The organism is Lacticaseibacillus porcinae, from assembly GCF_003946305.1.
GTDB lineage: Bacteria > Bacillota > Bacilli > Lactobacillales > Lactobacillaceae > Lacticaseibacillus > Lacticaseibacillus porcinae.
This window is the reverse complement of record NZ_RHNS01000011.1, coordinates 39,902-53,465: the sequence shown is the minus strand read 5'-3', so window position 1 is coordinate 53,465 and position 13,564 is coordinate 39,902. Positions and strand designations below refer to the sequence as shown.

Annotated in this window: 11 protein-coding genes; 5 read left to right on the top strand and 6 right to left on the bottom strand. The window is 46.0% G+C overall.

Annotated features, from left to right (window positions below; genetic code table 11):
- Positions 1-7 precede the first annotated feature (7 nt).
- Together thrC and thrB are read left to right on the top strand one after the other, a co-directional pair.
- Complete coding sequence (thrC, locus tag EKM92_RS09415; protein WP_125710164.1) at positions 8-1,456, top strand: threonine synthase; 1,449 nt, start codon at positions 8-10, stop codon at positions 1,454-1,456.
- A gap of 4 nt (positions 1,457-1,460) precedes the next feature.
- Complete coding sequence (gene thrB / locus EKM92_RS09410; protein WP_125710162.1) at positions 1,461-2,357, top strand: homoserine kinase; 897 nt, start codon at positions 1,461-1,463, stop codon at positions 2,355-2,357.
- Between the two features lie 36 nt (positions 2,358-2,393).
- Here thrB and EKM92_RS09405 read toward each other — a convergent pair whose 3' ends face one another.
- The 3 genes from EKM92_RS09405 to EKM92_RS09395 all read right to left on the bottom strand — a co-directional run bounded on the left by EKM92_RS09405 (position 2,394) and on the right by EKM92_RS09395 (position 6,129).
- Positions 2,394-2,963 carry a hypothetical protein gene (locus EKM92_RS09405; RefSeq protein ID WP_125710160.1) on the bottom strand — a complete coding sequence of 190 codons (570 nt, stop codon included), beginning with the start codon at positions 2,961-2,963 and terminating at the stop codon, positions 2,394-2,396.
- 15 nt (positions 2,964-2,978) lie between these two features.
- The gene (locus EKM92_RS09400; protein WP_125710158.1) at positions 2,979-3,737 is read right to left on the bottom strand and encodes an FtsX-like permease family protein; all 759 of its coding nucleotides are present in this window, start codon (positions 3,735-3,737) and stop codon (positions 2,979-2,981) included.
- 133 nt (positions 3,738-3,870) lie between these two features.
- Positions 3,871-6,129, bottom strand: a complete 2,259-nt coding sequence (locus EKM92_RS09395; protein ID WP_125710156.1) for an LTA synthase family protein — start codon at positions 6,127-6,129, stop codon at positions 3,871-3,873.
- Positions 6,130-6,253: 124 nt separating this feature from the next.
- Between EKM92_RS09395 and EKM92_RS09390 the strand changes: the two genes are divergently transcribed.
- From EKM92_RS09390 to EKM92_RS09380, 3 genes are all read left to right on the top strand, one after another.
- The gene (locus EKM92_RS09390) at positions 6,254-6,856 is read left to right on the top strand and encodes a VanZ family protein (protein ID WP_125710154.1); all 603 of its coding nucleotides are present in this window, start codon (positions 6,254-6,256) and stop codon (positions 6,854-6,856) included.
- A gap of 1,042 nt (positions 6,857-7,898) precedes the next feature.
- Positions 7,899-8,750 (top strand): GRP family sugar transporter, encoded by an 852-nt coding sequence (locus EKM92_RS09385; RefSeq protein ID WP_125710152.1) that lies wholly within the window; start codon positions 7,899-7,901, stop codon positions 8,748-8,750.
- 127 nt (positions 8,751-8,877) lie between these two features.
- Positions 8,878-10,218: a glucose-6-phosphate isomerase gene (locus tag EKM92_RS09380; protein ID WP_125710150.1), complete on the top strand. Its 1,341-nt coding sequence runs from the start codon at positions 8,878-8,880 to the stop codon at positions 10,216-10,218.
- A 62-nt stretch (positions 10,219-10,280) separates the two neighbouring features.
- Here EKM92_RS09380 and EKM92_RS09375 read toward each other — a convergent pair whose 3' ends face one another.
- From EKM92_RS09375 to EKM92_RS09365, 3 genes are all read right to left on the bottom strand, one after another.
- Positions 10,281-11,561: a tyrosine-type recombinase/integrase gene (locus EKM92_RS09375; RefSeq protein ID WP_164509959.1), complete on the bottom strand. Its 1,281-nt coding sequence runs from the start codon at positions 11,559-11,561 to the stop codon at positions 10,281-10,283.
- 93 nt (positions 11,562-11,654) lie between these two features.
- Complete coding sequence (locus EKM92_RS09370; RefSeq protein ID WP_125710146.1) at positions 11,655-12,530, bottom strand: DUF3037 domain-containing protein; 876 nt, start codon at positions 12,528-12,530, stop codon at positions 11,655-11,657.
- Positions 12,497-13,555, bottom strand: coding sequence for a protein kinase family protein (locus tag EKM92_RS09365; RefSeq protein WP_125710144.1), 1,059 nt, complete (start codon positions 13,553-13,555; stop codon positions 12,497-12,499). Before EKM92_RS09365 ends, EKM92_RS09370 begins: the two co-directional genes overlap by 34 nt.
- Positions 13,556-13,564: the final 9 nt, after the last annotated feature.

The following is a 13,564-nucleotide window of genomic DNA, read 5'->3' as shown; positions in this document are numbered from 1 at the left end:
GCCCGACATGTATACCAGCACCCGCAACGCCAAACTTCAACTGAATAGCAAACAAGCACTGACACAAGGTTTTGCCACAGACGGCGGGCTTTTCGTCTTACCACAATTGCCAACCGTTGATTTGACTAAAATGCTGGCCACCAATTATCAAGGCCAAGCAGAAATCGTGTTAAAAGCGTTATTACCAGATTTTGATGAAGCGGTCATCGATCAAGTGGTGACAGAGGCTTACGGTCAACAATGGGATAATGCTCGGATCACCCCAATTCACAAATTAAATGATCAATATATTTTGGAACTTTTTCACGGGCCGACTAGCGCGTTTAAAGATATTGGCTTGCAAGTGTTGCCGCGTTTGTTGGCCAATGCCATCGATGCCCAAACTAAAGTTTTGATTTTAGCAGCCACTAGCGGCGACACTGGTAAAGCAGCATTAGAAGGCTTCAAAGACGTGCCACAAACTGGGATCGCGACGTTTTATCCTGAAGGTGGCGTCAGTCCCATTCAAGAAAAGCAAATGCGCACTACTGGTGGTGAGAATACGCATGTCGCTGCGATCAAAGGGAACTTTGATGACGCGCAAACTGCAGTGAAGCAAATGTTGAACAATGCCGAATTGGCAGCCCAACTTGGTTCTGTAAAGTTATCGGTTGCCAACTCCATCAACATTGGCCGCCTGGCACCACAAGTGGTGTATTACTTCAACGCTTATCAACAATTGGTGCAAGCTGAAGTCATCAAAGCAGGGGATGTGATCAACTTTACGGTCCCAACAGGCAACTTCGGGGATGTGTTGGCAGGGTATTATGCCAAACTCATGGGGTTGCCAGTCAACAAGTTGATCGTCGCCACTAATGCGAATTCTGAAGTCGCTGATTTCTTGAAAACTGGGATTTACGATCGCAACCGCGAATTTATTAAAACCGTTTCGCCTTCAATGGATATTCAAATTTCTAGCAACTTGGAACGATTGCTGTTTTATAAAAGCGGTGGCGATAGCCAGTTAGTCGCGTCATTGATGCAAGAGCTCGCAGAAACCGGCCGTTATCAAGTGACTGCAGACTTGCTTGAAGCCATTCAACAAGACTTTGTCGCTGGATCTGCCAGTGATGATGAGGTCAAAGAGGCGATCGCTTCAGTGGATGCCCAAACAGATTACGTGATGGATCCCCACACCGCCAATGGTTATGTGGTCCAAGAGCAACTCGCAGTGCCAGGCGTGACAGTGTTGTTAAGCACCGCGAGTCCTTTCAAATTCCCGCAAGTGGTTGCCGAAGCGGTGTTGAATGAACGTTTTGACTCAGGTTTTGACGCCATGGCTGCATTGCGTGATCGCAAACATTTGACGATCCCAGCACCATTAGCACAATTGCAACAATTACCTGAACGGTTTGATACGGTTTTAGCACCAGACGCGATGCCAGCATGGGTCGCCAAGCTTGCAAAGGAGATGTGACGCGATGTTTAAAGTAACGGTTCCAGCCACCAGTGCGAATCTCGGTGTCGGCTATGATGTGATGGGCTTAGCAGTTGATTTATATTTAAATGTCGACTTTGAACCGCAACCTCAAGGGCTGACGATCCTCGGTGGTGATCCTAAGTTTCAAAATTCAGATAACTTGATTTATCGCGCCTTTCAAAAAGGCTGTGAAGCGATTGGCAAACCAGTCCCAGGGGTGCAATTGACTGTTGATTGTGATATTCCTGACGCCCGCGGCTTAGGCAGTTCGGCAGCATGCATTGTTGCCGGCTTAGCAGGGGCAAATTATTGGTTTGACTCACCGTTAAATGATACCCAACTATTAGCGTTAGCCACTGAAATGGAAGGCCATCCTGATAATGTTGCACCAGCAATTTTTGGTGAGTTGACCGCGACGATCATGAACAACAAATTGCCAGTCGTTGCGCATTACCAAGTTGCCGACAAGTGGCAATTAGCAGTGGTGATCCCAGATACCCCGTTATCAACGGCAAAGGCCCGATCTGTGTTACCCAAGTCGATGACATACGCGCAAGCCAGCTATCAAATGGGGCATTGCACGCTTGCAGCCACAGCATTAGAACGTGGCGATCGTGAGTTACTGCAAGCAGCAATGCATGATCAAATGCAAGAACCATACCGTGCAAGCTTGATCCATGGCTTCACAGAAATCAAAAGCTTAGGCCAACAACTCGGCTTAAATGTGTTGATTTCAGGGGCAGGTTCAACGATGTTGGCGATCGGGCAAGATGAAAACAAACTGCAACGCTTTTTACAAGTGGCGAAGCGGCAACATCCAACCTGGCGTTGTCAACAAGTCAATATTCAGCAACATGGTGCGATGATCTCAGAAGTTTCAGCCGTTGCCGAAGCATAAAAAGAAGCCTTTCGACCAGTCGTCGAAAGGCTTTTCTTATGCGGTAGCGGCGTCGTCTAAGTTAGGCGCCACTTGCCAGCTAGTACGGGGATTTGCTTGGATCAACCCGTTATCGGTGGTCAGAATAATTAAACTGGCACCAGAAGCCGCGACTGCTTCTTGCGCGCAGTTTAAAAATAGTCGCGTTTCTTGCGGCCCCATATTTTCAGGAAAGTCTTGCATCAAAATGAATTGCCGCCCAGCCATTAAGCCGCGGAACAATTGAATGTACAAACTTTGCGCAGGGGACAACTGGGTGGCATCGCCATCTAAAAACAAGGTATCTTTGCGCAACGCTTCAGGCACTAGTGCAAAGGGACGGTGTTGCCCATTGATCAAAATATTGCTACGAACCGTTAAATAAGGCACGATGCCGGCGTCTTTTTTGGAAATGATCGCCATTTTTTTGCTGGCGCCATTGCTGATGAAGGCTTGGGCGTATGTCTCAAAGCAGTCGTTTAAGGCGTCGACATCAGCAAAGTGAATGTAATACATCCCAGCAGGCGTAAACAAGTTGGTCAATGCCGCTTCAAAGTGTTTGGATTTTTGTGATTGAAAAATGGCCATGTGACCACCTCCTGATCAATGGTGACGTAAGCGTCGGCGCGCGCGCCAAATGCTAATGGCATAAACAAGCGTTTGGGGGATCACCAAAGCGCAGATCCCGCTTAAAAATGTGGTCGATAAACCAGTGAGCACACTCGTTTCCGGACGTGGCCCGATGCCACGATGGGGAATGACTAAGCTATCTTGTGAAAAGTCGGTGATCCGATGGGCGAATAATTTTTTGGTGAGCTTGGCAAAGCTAGTAGCGGACACTTGTCCTGAGAGTTGTTGGTCTAACAAGGTGGCATTGAGTTTCACCAGGACTTGATCAAGCACTTGGGTGAAGCACATTAAGACGATCCAAGCAAAGCCGAAGCCGACGACGAAAACAACTAAACCTTCCAACAAATATTGACTGATGATGTCAGGGGCACTTTTCCCGACTAATAAGTAGGCATTGGTTTCTTGCTGACGTTGCTTAGCCAGGTAGATCGCAAATCCGAAAGTGATCACCGCTAATGCGATAATGCTCGCCCACCACCAATTACCGTATTGGACATTGACACCAGCATATGCGGTTTGGACGGATTTGATCAAATCGTCTGCCGATTTGATCGCTGAGGTATCAAATTGTTGCAAGCGGTTCTTGAACCCAGTTTGCGTGGCGAGATTGAGTTGCGTGGCGGTCAACAAGACCATACTGATGATGGTAAATAACCCGCTGACCAACAATCCGGCGAGATACGGCCGGCGATGGTAACCGAGTGCTTTGATCGCTCTTTCTAAAAACCGCATGTCGTCACCTCACTGAATGATTTCAGTATAGTCGCCAGTTTTGAACAAAATATGAACTTCTGGAGAATTTGCCATGGTTTTGACAGATTTCCCGGGAAATAAAAACGAGCCAGCATTGCTGACTCGCAGGAAATTATTGTTGAAGGCCTTTGGCACTTGAACTTGACTCAGAACTGGAAGTGCTGGAACTGCTATTTTTGAGCACGGTCTTAGGGAACTTCGTTAAAATACTTGGGTCGCTAGCGACTTCTGGGGCATCAGTGTGGAAATCTCCAACGGTGGTTTGATCACCATTTTTGCTATACAGCGAAGTGGACTTATCACCAAGGCTTTTTTCCGTTTGCAAGACGTTGGTTAAGCTATTGGCAAAGTTTGTTTGTTGCGGATCAACTGGGGTAAAGCCTTTAGGCACATAGAAACGCAGCAAATTCTTCGACGCAACGGTATCGGATAAACTCAATTCTTCATTGACTTGATCTTGCTTGGCGGCAAGTTCTGCTTTCAAGCTGGCGTTAGGTTGGATCTGCTTGCCAGTGCGGTTGAGATAAACAGTGTTGCCGATTACCGTGTAGCGCGGGGTGACGAAGTTGTGATTGCGAAAGGCGACAGTTTGATCATGTTGGGCAGATAACAAGTCGGTCCCAAATTGCACATAATTTTGGGTGTTGACCCCGAGCAAATGAAGCAACGTCGGCAAGACATCAATTTCCCCACCATATGTGTGCTTGATACCACCTTTAAGGCCTGGCATGCTAAAGATCAACGGCACCCGTTGCATATAAGCATCATCAAAGCTGGTCCAATCGCTAGCAGACTTGCCTAACAGCGGTGCTAGCGTGGTGTTGCGATCATTAGAAATGCCATAGTGATCACCGTACATCATGACTAACGAGTTCTTGTACAAGCCACTGGATTTCAAGTAAGCGAAGAATTCTTTTAACGCAGCGTCTAAGTAATGCGCAGTGCGGAAGTAGCCGTTGATCGTTGCATCATCGGTACCAGCGTCTGGAAAATCACTATCTTGATCAGAAACATAGAAAGGATAGTGGTTGGTGGTGGTGATGATCTTCCCATAGAAAGGTTGTTGCATCCGTTCCATGTATTTAATGGTTTCACCAAACATCAGCTTATCTTTGATCCCATATTCAGTGGTTTGATCAGTAGCTTGCGCGTAGAAATTCCCATCAAAGAAATTCTGATAACCTAATGACTTGTACACATTATCGCGATTCCAGAAACTCCCAGCGCCACCATGAAACACTGCACTGGAATAGCCTTTGGTTTGATTCAAAATCGCAGGCGCTGCTTCAAAGGTGTTATCCGTGCCCAGCGAAGTAAACAAACTTCCAGATTCCAAGCCAAACATCCCAGTTTCTAGCATGTTTTCAGCGTCTGAAGTTTTCCCACCGCCAACTTGGTTGAAGAAGTTGTCAAAGCTCAGCGTGTCTTTGTCTTTCACTAAAGAATTGAGAAATGGTGTCACTTCTTGGCCATCGATTTTCATGTTGATCAAAAATTGTTGGAAAGACTCCAAGTGAATGATGATCACATTTTTCCCATTGGCGACACCGGCGTATTGGACATTCGGCGCCGCGTAGTGACTTTTGGTGTAATCAAGGACTTTATCCATGTCTGATGCATCAGCACTGGCGCGGACTTGCGAATTCTGTGCAGTTTTGACCCCGTCATAAAGTGTAAATGGCGCGAGGCCTAAGTATTTGACAATGTAGTTATGATCAAACGTCCGGGTCAACAAGTTCGGTCGATTTAACTCAGCAACTGCCATATTCACGGCAAATACTGCGACAGCGACTGCAGACACTGCTTGTGGCAAGTGATAATGCGGCGTGCGGCGATCAAGCGTCAGTCCAAAGTGCGGCCAGCGCAGTGGTTGATTTTGTAAATAGCGGAAGATATTCCACAAGGCGTAAATGAGTAACACGGCGACAACAATGATGATATCAAGGCCATACACAATGTCGCGCAGCGTCATCATGTTCATTGAGCTGGCACCAAGGCCTTGGGCGACTTTAGAGACGCCAAGCATGGTGGTGATAGTCAAGAAATCACTGAATTCACGGTAGTACAACACGTTGGCAAACAGTAATAAATTCAATGCCAAATACACCACGATACCGATCGCATAAGCGCGGCGTGGATGTTTCGGATACATCGCCAAAGACAGCAACAAAGCGCTGGTGCCAAGCGGATTGAGTAATAGTAACACTTGTTGAATAATGCCTGTGGCGCCTAAACTGAAGTCGACATGATAGGCAAAAATCGTCTTCACCCAGATCAAGCCGAGCAAAATTGCTAAAAAGCCTAACCTGGTGGTGCGCAAGCGTGCGAAAATTTTCAAGAGGAACCTCCTCCATAAACCTTGGTCTAACATATTGTACCTGTGCCTGAAGCCTTGGGCAAATTTTGACGGGAGTTTAATAGAAGTCTTAAGTTAATCATTGACGTATCCAACCGCGGCTGTGCTCTGTTACAATATGGTCAACGGAGGGGCGCGGATGCTGTTTTTAGGACCTGTTTATCGCGCGGTCGAAGACAGTCGTTTAGGTGACGTTAATCATTGGCCGTTATTGCGTTTAGTATTTTATTCATTAGATAAAACCATCCTTTATTTGCTGATTATTTTGGCAGTGCGCTATGGGTGGCATATTTTACGGCATCAGCCGATGAAGTTCGGCCATGAAGTGAAAGTTGCACTGTTTGCAGGTTACATTGTGTTGTTGCTGGCATTGACGGTATTTCGCGACGTCTATTATCCTTGGCAGCTGGTATTTCATTGGCATCGCAGTTTGTCAGTAATCAACACCCAGCCGTTAGTCCAAACTATTAAGCTGTGGTACGGCACCACACGCTTTGATTTCTGGTATCAATCCGTGGGCAATGTTTTGTGGTTTCTTCCCTTTGGATGGGGGATGGCCAGCTTAACCAAAAAATTCGGCTTCTTTCGCGTCGGCATCCGCGGGTTGGCGTTAAGCTTATGCATTGAATGTTTACAATTTCTGTTGATCTCTGGAGTCGCCGACATTGATGATGTGATCTTCAATGTCACCGGCGCCTTGTGCGGCTACTGGTTGTATCGCTTGTTTCACCCACATCGCTAGCAGGCTAAGACAATATTTCGTCTTAGCCTATTTTTTTGCCGCCGTTGGCTGCGGTTCAGTGATTTGAAATGGGGACTCCAGCTGGCTCGACTCGACGTGGTGAGGGTCCTCGGGAAAGCTAACTTGATCCGTCGCTACGCTTCGTTCCAAGTGGATCTTTCCCTGCGGCTTCTCGTAAGCGGTAAACCGCTAACGAGAATCTCACCACGTCGAGTCGGCCAGCTTCCATCCCCATTTCAAATCACTGCCACTAAACTATCACAGTGTTACTTGGTGGAGACGAAACATGTGATGATATCATGCTTAGCATTTACGAGCATCGTTGAATCTCACATATTTCATTTGTAAGGTAGCAATATCTACGAAGAAAAGCTGTGGGCGGAGATAAAAAGTGTGGAGGCGGGATAGACATCAGCCGTGGGGCTCTTAGCGATTTATCGCTTAGAGGCCAGCGAGAAGGAGATCCACTCGCGGTCTTTGCGAGTTAGCTCCGACGAGCGTCATAGCGTTCCATGTCTATCCCGCCGGAACGCTTTTTATCGGAGCCCATAGCTTTTCGCGCCTGAGGCAAGTAAGAATCGTTACTGATCATGTTTCAAATTTTTCAACTTGACAATGAGCTGTTATGCTAGATGCGTCATAGGATAATGACGCAACTTTCATGCTTTTAATAACGAATTGGCGAATACTTTAGTTTTTAAGTTTTCTGAAAGTCGAAAGCTTTCATCCAAGTTAGTGAAAACATTCAGTGACACCAGTGAGCAAACGTGCAAAAAACAGCTAATTTGTAACTTTTTTTCAGTACTTAACGGCATATTGAAAATGTCCTTAACGGTTGGCGAGTTTTAGGCGTTTATGCCGGTTATTGCCCGAATTGGTTTATCAACAATAGCGGTTTCAGTATCCGCTTGCATAGGCGAAACGGCGCTATTTCAAGGTTGAAATGAAAACGAAATCACGATAAAATAACTACTTGTGGTTTTTAAATGCAAACATTGAAATCCGTAATTTATAAATTTTCTAATTGGAAAGAGGAGAGGTAATGGCGATCATTATTGCACTGATCCCAGCAATCGCATGGGGGTCTATCGGCTTAGTAAGTGGCAAGCTCGGCGGTAACGCTTATCAACAAACGTTAGGGATGACTGTCGGGGCCTTGTTCTTCGGTATCGGCACTTGGTTATTTGCCCATCCGGTAATGGATACGAAAGTTTGGCTGTTAGGCATTTTGTCCGGGTTGTTCTGGGCGTTAGGACAAAGCCAACAGTTCCAAGCCATGAAATATATCGGCGTTTCCATGACAGTCCCGATGTCGACTGGGATGCAGTTAGTCGCATCAACTTTAGCAGGCGCTTTGTTGTTCGGCGAATGGAAAACTGGCAAAATGGTTGCTTTAGGCCTGTTAGCCTTAGTTTTACTGGTGGTTGGGGCAACGTTGTCCTCCCGTAAAGAAAAAACTGGTGAATCACAAGCCTCTAGTGACTATGTCAAAGGGATCCGCACCTTGTTGATCTCCACTGCCGGTTATGCCGGCTACACCATCGTTGTTAATGCCGGTCATCTCGGTGCGACTGCAGTCGTGATGCCACAAGCTGTTGGGATGTTAGTTGGCGCCTTGTTATTCTCCATCGGCCATGATGCTTTTGCCAAAGCAACCGCTAAAAACATTGTCACCGGGATATTCTGGGGCACTGGGAATGTGTTCATGTTGATGGCAATGAGCTCTGTTGGCTTAGCGATTGCCTATTCCATGTCACAAATGGGGATCGTGATCTCCACTTTCGGCTCCATTTTCTTACTTGGCGAACGCAAGACTCACAAGGAAATGACTTGGGTCACTTGGGGTGCCATTTTGATCATTGCTGGTGGCATTGTCCTCGGCATGATGAAATAATACCTATATAAGGAGCCGTCGATGTGAACATTTACAAAAATGTCGCGTCGGCGGCTTGCTTTTTGAAAGTCTAGTGTTTAAAGTTTAAAATGTAAATGAGTGAAAATTTTAGGAGGAACGCTGAATAATGGCTACTATTTCATTTGACGCATCAAAGCTGACCCCGTTCGTACATGATAACGAACTTGGCCAAATGCAGGCACTGGTTACTGCCGCAGACAAAGAATTGCGGGAAGGCACTGGCGCTGGCGCCGATTTCCGTGGCTTCTTAGACTTACCAGTTAACTATGACAAGGACGAATTCGCCCGCATCAAAGCTGCTGCCAAGAAGATCCAATCTGATTCTGAAGTGTTCGTTGCCATTGGTATCGGTGGTTCATACTTAGGTGCCCGCATGGCGTTTGACTTCTTGTCACACACCTTCCGCAACTATGAACCAGGCCGCAAGTTGCCAGAAGTTTACTTTGCTGGTAACTCTATTTCCGGTAACTACTTAGCTGATTTGATCGAACAAATCGGCGATCGCGACTTCTCTTTGAACGTGATCTCCAAGTCTGGTACTACCACTGAACCTTCCATCGCTTTCCGTGTCTTGAAGGCTAAGTTGATCGAAAAGTATGGTAAAGAAGCAGCTAAAGGCCGTATCTATGCCACTACTGATCGTGCCAAAGGTGCTTTGAAGTCCGAATCCGACGCTGAAGGCTACGAAGAATTCGTTGTGCCTGATGACTTAGGCGGTCGTTACTCCGTACTTTCTGCTGTTGGCTTGTTGCCAATCGCCGTTGCTGGTGGTGACATTGACAAGCTCATGGAAGGCGCTGCTGCCGGCCGTGAAGAATACAAGTCTGACGATTTAGCTGAAAACCAAGCTTATCAATATGCGGCTTACCGCAACATTTTGTACCGCAAGGGCTTCACCACTGAATTGCTTGAAAACTACGAACCAACCTTGCAATACCTTGGCGAATGGTGGAAGCAATTAATGGGCGAATCCGAAGGTAAAGACCAAAAGGGTATCTACCCATCAAGTGCTAACTTCACTACTGACTTGCACTCCTTGGGCCAATACATCCAAGAAGGTTTACGCAACTTGATGGAAACTGTGGTTTGGGTCGAAAACCCAGCCAAGGATGTCACCATCCCAGTTGAAAAAGGCTCCCTTGATGGCCTTGAATTCCTTGAAGGCAAGAAGATGTCTTACGTTAACCGTAAAGCCTACGAAGGTGTTGTCTTAGCCCATACCGATGGTGGTGTGCCAGTCATGACTGTCTCCATCGACAAGCAAGACGAATTCACTTTAGGCTACTTGATCTCCTTCTTCGAATACGCAGTTGCTGTATCTGGTTACTTGAACGGCATCAACCCATTCAACCAACCAGGTGTTGAAGCTTACAAGCGCAACATGTTTGGTTTGCTCGGCAAGCCTGGCTACGAAGATCTCACCAAGGAACTCAACGAACGCCTGTAATGCCAACGGTTTGAGCGTTTTTGGAAGAACACGCTTAGGCTAAAATAAACATCGTTTCTCTCTTAACTGTTAAGAAAACTGTTAAGATGAGTGACTCGGCGTCCCTTTTTAGGGGCGCTTTTTTGTTGTTTTTCGAGATATTCGTTGAGCTTGTGGGTCGCTGACTTTTTGACTTTCGGCGTGATTTCGGCATAGATTTGCGTGGTTGAAATATCCTTGTGTCCCAAAATGTCTTTGATGTCCTCTAGTGGGACGCCAGACTCACGCAAGGTGACGCCAAGTGTATGACGGAGATCGTGAACGGTGATTTTCGGTAGCGCTGGCTTGATTTGATCGGTTGCTCGCTTCATTGCACCATATACACCGCTTTCGCCGACGACTTGGCCAAAGTACCGCCTCGTGCCCATATGCTTCCACACGAACTCACCAGCGGGGATTTGCGGCGCTCCGTCCTCAATAGCAATCACGTCACCGTTTGGATACCACAAGGCACGATATTCGAGGAGGGCGGCCCGCAGCCGTTTAGTCATGTACAGAGCGCGGAATGATGCTGGATATTTTGGGTCATCGAGTATAACTTCTCCTGCGTGTTCGTGGACTTCAGCTCGGTAAAGGCGCGTTTTGTTGATATCCACAGTGTTATCCACAAAATTGATATCGTCCCAAGTGAGTGCCAAAGCTTCGCCTTTGCGCAGTCCGAGGTCCAAAATTGTTAAGAAGAAATAATACCAGACTTTGTTCCGGTCGGCTTTGACCGCCTCAAGGAAGGCGTCGCCCTGTGGCACACTCCAATAGTGTAGCCGCTGAGCTTGGCGTGCTGATCGCGGATATTCAACGCTTATCGTCGGATTTTCGAGGATATAGTGTAACTTCACAGCCTTGGCCAAAGCATTGCTGATGGTCGCGTTGATAATGGATACCGTGTTTCGTTGAAGCGGGGCGCCATCTTTGCCACCGTGATCAAGCATGTCTAGGATGAATTGTTGGTGGACCGTTGGCGTGTATTCTCGCAGCATGTAATTGCCGACGTTGGGGATGAGGTAGTGATCGATGTTATAGCGGTAGATGATCATGCTGCCTTCCTTGACGTTAACTTTGTACTTTGTGACCCATTCAGCGAGCCAGTCCTTAATCAGCATTTTATCCCGCCAACGGCCCGTACGCTTCTGTTTGACGAGGTCTGCGGTCTTTTCCTTAGCCCAGTCGTTGGCTTCCTCCCAGGTGTCGAAACCAGCTTTGTGGACGTTGGCCTGCTTGCCGGTGCCTTTGTTCCAGTGGTCATAGATTTGAACATCGTACCTGACTTTTCCAGATTTGAGCGTGTAGGGTTTAATTGTTGCCATGAAATTACCTCCGAATTGAACTTTTAACATTAAATTTACAAACTGACGTTCGGTATAAAGCCTAAATAAAAACCCCATAACGGGGTCACGGAATTACGCCGATATTGCTTGCTTAGCAAGAAGTACATCAAGTTTCTTCGCATCTGATTCTTGCGAGATCTGATTTGCGATGTTGATAAACTGGTTCTTTCCGTTATGAGCTTTTTCTGACGTTCGCCCGACATCAAAAGTTTTAACACGCGGGTCTTTGCTTGATAAGTCATCAAGCATTTGAGAAATTGTATTATCCGCGAAAATCTTTGAGTCATTGACGAAAATAATTTGACCAGCGCTTTCAAATCGAGAAGTGAGAAGCACCATCTTTGAGTACCAACTATCTGCACTACTCAGAGAAGGAACTGAGTTAATCAAGCCGAGCTTGCCAGAATGTTCAAAAGCAAAGTCCATTTGTAACCTTAGAGGGACGTTTTTGGATGGTTGGAGGCGAATGTCTTTCTTTACCCGGGTGCCAAGTACTGATTTCTTGACGAAAACGTTCTCAGAAAATTGACGGGGGGTTATAATTTGCGATTCGTCAGGAGTAGCGAGGTACTGTTCTCCGATGTAAGTTTTTATTAGTGTATCAAAAAGTCCCTTGGGATTTGAAGTAAGTGCGGTTTGCTCAGGATTTAGGACGACCCCTTCTGGAAGATCATATCTAAGGGTATTGGTTAGCAAGTCTAATTGACGCTTGTGCTCTTCTTGAGAAAAAATGTAGTTCAGATACTTTACGGCACTAGCAAAGACTTTATGCCCGGTATCGCTTGATACGAGACCACGAATCTTAGGAGTATTTTCTTCAAGCAGAAAGTGGGTAAACTCATGAGTAACTTTATTTGCGAATACCAAGCCAATATTAATTTGTTCTGCCCGAATCCTGTCCGGAAAATATGATATTACTGAATATTCGTATTGAGTTCTGCTGGCCATGATAATTCCTCCCTCCCTTGAATTGTAGGGAATTGCTTGGCGTCTGCCAGTTCATTGATAATTGGGCGAACCATGAATCTTTGCCGTAACAGGAATTCCTTGTACTCTTGTTGTTGAGTGCCTGGTGTGATGATCCACTCATCAGGGGTAGCTTGTAGCATCGCCACTAATTCCGGCTCTGAAATTGATTCAATGGCGTCCACAATATCCGTAAAGGGATTACCAGCTGTAAAATCGAGTAGTTTTACTAACGAATCAAAAATCAGTCCTAAATCGATTCGATTGTTTCCCTCGAGAACATTGTACTTGCAAACAATCTGATATGCCAACATTCTAACTTCGATTGGATCAGAAAAATTGATTAAATTTTGGTGGAGTATTTGAAGCTTTGCCGTGTAGTCAGTGGTGGATGCAGGATCAACCCAACATGGACTAGCAAAGCAGTGGCCAAAATCAATTGCAATCAAATATCGATTGTTCCCAGCTTTTTGTAGAAGGATATTACCAATGTTTGAAAAACGGTCGTAATTAAGGGTGAACAGGTCCAAGCCAATAATTTTAGGAACATCATTGATATTGACGATTTTTTTCATTAGCGCGTTCCATTGAGTAGCAGCATATGGAATTCCCGCTTTCAATTGCAATAGAAGTGTATTTGCCAAGCGGGTGACATTCGAGTCATTATCAGAAATCATCTTTGTGGCAAAATAGTACCCCTCGCTGATATGATATGTAAATTGAAGCTCAGACATCAGGCTCAAAGTCTGCTTGTCAATGTGTATGATTGCGGTATCTGGCGTCAAAATTTTTAGTCGCCTTGCAATCTGCGAAACGAGCGATTCTTGGAAAAATACCGCATTCTCATTGATCCAGAAGGCTGTGTTGCTTTTGGGATTTTTAAATCGGACCATTTGGCGTTTTAAAAAGTACTTTTGCTGATCAGACGCTACGATCATTATTGGATGACTTTGGCCTGCTCTTGGATTTAATTCAGGTACTAAACTTTCAATTTGTAGACACTCCATCAAAATCAC

What these genes read in the sequence shown, in the direction of transcription:
- EKM92_RS09400 (WP_125710158.1), bottom strand. Translation starts at nt 3,737, where the DNA reads ATGCGGTTTTTAGAAAGAGCGATCAAAGCACTCGGTTACCATCGCCGG.
- EKM92_RS09375 (WP_164509959.1), bottom strand. Translation starts at nt 11,561, where the DNA reads ATGGCAACAATTAAACCCTACACGCTCAAATCTGGAAAAGTCAGGTAC.
- EKM92_RS09405 (WP_125710160.1), bottom strand. Translation starts at nt 2,963, where the DNA reads ATGGCCATTTTTCAATCACAAAAATCCAAACACTTTGAAGCGGCATTG.
- thrC (WP_125710164.1), top strand. Translation starts at nt 8, where the DNA reads ATGTATACCAGCACCCGCAACGCCAAACTTCAACTGAATAGCAAACAA.
- EKM92_RS09365 (WP_125710144.1), bottom strand. Translation starts at nt 13,555, where the DNA reads ATGGAGTGTCTACAAATTGAAAGTTTAGTACCTGAATTAAATCCAAGA.
- EKM92_RS09385 (WP_125710152.1), top strand. Translation starts at nt 7,899, where the DNA reads ATGGCGATCATTATTGCACTGATCCCAGCAATCGCATGGGGGTCTATC.
- EKM92_RS09395 (WP_125710156.1), bottom strand. Translation starts at nt 6,129, where the DNA reads ATGTTAGACCAAGGTTTATGGAGGAGGTTCCTCTTGAAAATTTTCGCA.
- EKM92_RS09370 (WP_125710146.1), bottom strand. Translation starts at nt 12,530, where the DNA reads ATGGCCAGCAGAACTCAATACGAATATTCAGTAATATCATATTTTCCG.
- thrB (WP_125710162.1), top strand. Translation starts at nt 1,461, where the DNA reads ATGTTTAAAGTAACGGTTCCAGCCACCAGTGCGAATCTCGGTGTCGGC.
- EKM92_RS09380 (WP_125710150.1), top strand. Translation starts at nt 8,878, where the DNA reads ATGGCTACTATTTCATTTGACGCATCAAAGCTGACCCCGTTCGTACAT.
- EKM92_RS09390 (WP_125710154.1), top strand. Translation starts at nt 6,254, where the DNA reads ATGCTGTTTTTAGGACCTGTTTATCGCGCGGTCGAAGACAGTCGTTTA.